The organism is Halorussus marinus (assembly GCF_004765795.1).
Taxonomy (GTDB): domain Archaea; phylum Halobacteriota; class Halobacteria; order Halobacteriales; family Haladaptataceae; genus Halorussus; species Halorussus marinus.
Genome location: NZ_ML219771.1, coordinates 1 through 1,489, shown reverse-complemented (window position 1 = coordinate 1,489; position 1,489 = coordinate 1). Strand labels below are relative to the sequence as shown.

Here is a 1,489-nt window from a genome sequence, read left to right as displayed (position 1 = left end):
TGTAGTGTAGCGTGTCGTAAAAACAGTCATCGCCAGTTTGCCACGGTACAACTTGAGCATAAAGTGTTGATATATGTATGATTACAGAAGCCGGTGCAAGATATAGAGCGTCTACATAACAGGAGCGCACAGTAGAAACGAATTCGGATTTAATAGTAGTAGCAGATAATCACAAGGGATTAGATACCACAGTTACTAAAATCGGAAAATGCCCTCCTCTCGACGCACAGTACTCGGACTCGTTGGTGGAATAATAAGCGGAAGTCTTGCAGGCTGTACGAGTTCAAATACCTCCACGGTCGACCTTGGAGTATCAAATGTGACATCACAGAATCGGTCGCTATACATCGAGATTCTCCCGGCAAGTGTGGAGGATGAGATGTCAGAAAACACACTATATGCAGAGTGGTTCGAGTTGGGCACATACCAATCCGATAATTCGTACAAACAGAAAGTAGCGATATTCGATGAACAGAAAGCCCTCGTCCGGGTGAAGACTAACAACGGCTATATCGGAGAGTACACGTTTATTCCCGATTGTCCATCTGACGGAAATACAGGTGAAGCGATTGAAGTGAGGCTTGTATCTGCTAACCACGTCCAATTTCAACAGAACTGGTGCCGGTGATACGTATGCCCCCTGTATCTTGCACGCTCCTTCTGACAGGACTTGGATAGATAGAGCTTGCTAAGCTTTCTACGACACGCTATGTAGTGAGAAACACGGCAGAAGGGATCGTTGAGAGACCTGGTTTCCGGACACGAGGGTAGGGGTTGAGACAGGAAGATCGGCCTCTAGAACTAAATTAGACGACTGGTTCGATGGCGACGTGGTTGTGCTTGAGTCGGGGAGCTTTTGCGCGGCCTTCTTCGACGTATTCGATGACATCGATCCGGGCAAGTTTCTGGAGATCGCGGCTGACGACGCCCTTGTCGTATCCCAATTCCTCAGCGAGGGCGCGAACTGAGTCAGGCTCATGGTCTTTCAAATGATCGAGCAGATCGATACGGCGGTCGTGGAAGATGTCTTCAGCGCGTTCCCGGGTGAGGACGAGCGTGTCGGGGAAGCCGTGCTGGGTGAGTGTTTCCGAGAACGCGGCGCGGAGTTCCAGACGCTCATCGATATCTACGTCCTCGCTCTCGAAGTCATTCGGGTCGGGCACGGAAGCTGGGGGGTCTTCGAATTCAGGCATATTCATTACTCCTTGACCGTTGTTAGAACTGCAACGGACAAGAGTGTTTCGATAGTGCAGAAATCAGGCGTTTCAGCCAATTTCTCATTTCCAGTCGAGCTGTCGAAAACTTTAAGTGGCTGGCGCTCGTTGTATAGAATGAGAGCATCTCTGCTACGCCGGCCGGCGTTCTACCCATCTACTGTCTGAGTAGCGGCCTTCTACACCGTGAAATCACCAACTTCAGAGCGAGGGCTATGTTGGTGCGACGGGCGCGCGCGAGCAGCGGATTCTCGGATGATTTGAATGACTACAAA

At 50.2% G+C, this 1,489-nt stretch carries 2 protein-coding genes; one reads left to right on the top strand and one right to left on the bottom strand.

Features of this window, described 5'->3' with window-relative positions; translation table 11 throughout:
* Window positions 1–208: 208 nt before the first annotated feature.
* On the top strand, window positions 209–628 hold the full coding sequence (locus tag EPY72_RS00010; RefSeq protein ID WP_135805195.1) for a hypothetical protein: 420 nt from the start codon (window positions 209–211) through the stop codon (window positions 626–628).
* A gap of 178 nt (window positions 629–806) precedes the next feature.
* Here the strand turns inward: EPY72_RS00010 and EPY72_RS00005 are convergent, their stop codons facing one another.
* Window positions 807–1,193: an HVO_A0114 family putative DNA-binding protein gene (locus EPY72_RS00005; protein WP_210423470.1), complete on the bottom strand. Its 387-nt coding sequence runs from the start codon at window positions 1,191–1,193 to the stop codon at window positions 807–809.
* Window positions 1,194–1,489 lie beyond the last annotated feature (296 nt).

Bases quoted from the DNA above. Each gene is read 5' to 3' on its own strand.
- EPY72_RS00010 (WP_135805195.1), top strand. From the start codon at position 209: ATGCCCTCCTCTCGACGCACAGTACTCGGACTCGTTGGTGGAATAATA.
- EPY72_RS00005 (WP_210423470.1), bottom strand. From the start codon at position 1,193: ATGCCTGAATTCGAAGACCCCCCAGCTTCCGTGCCCGACCCGAATGAC.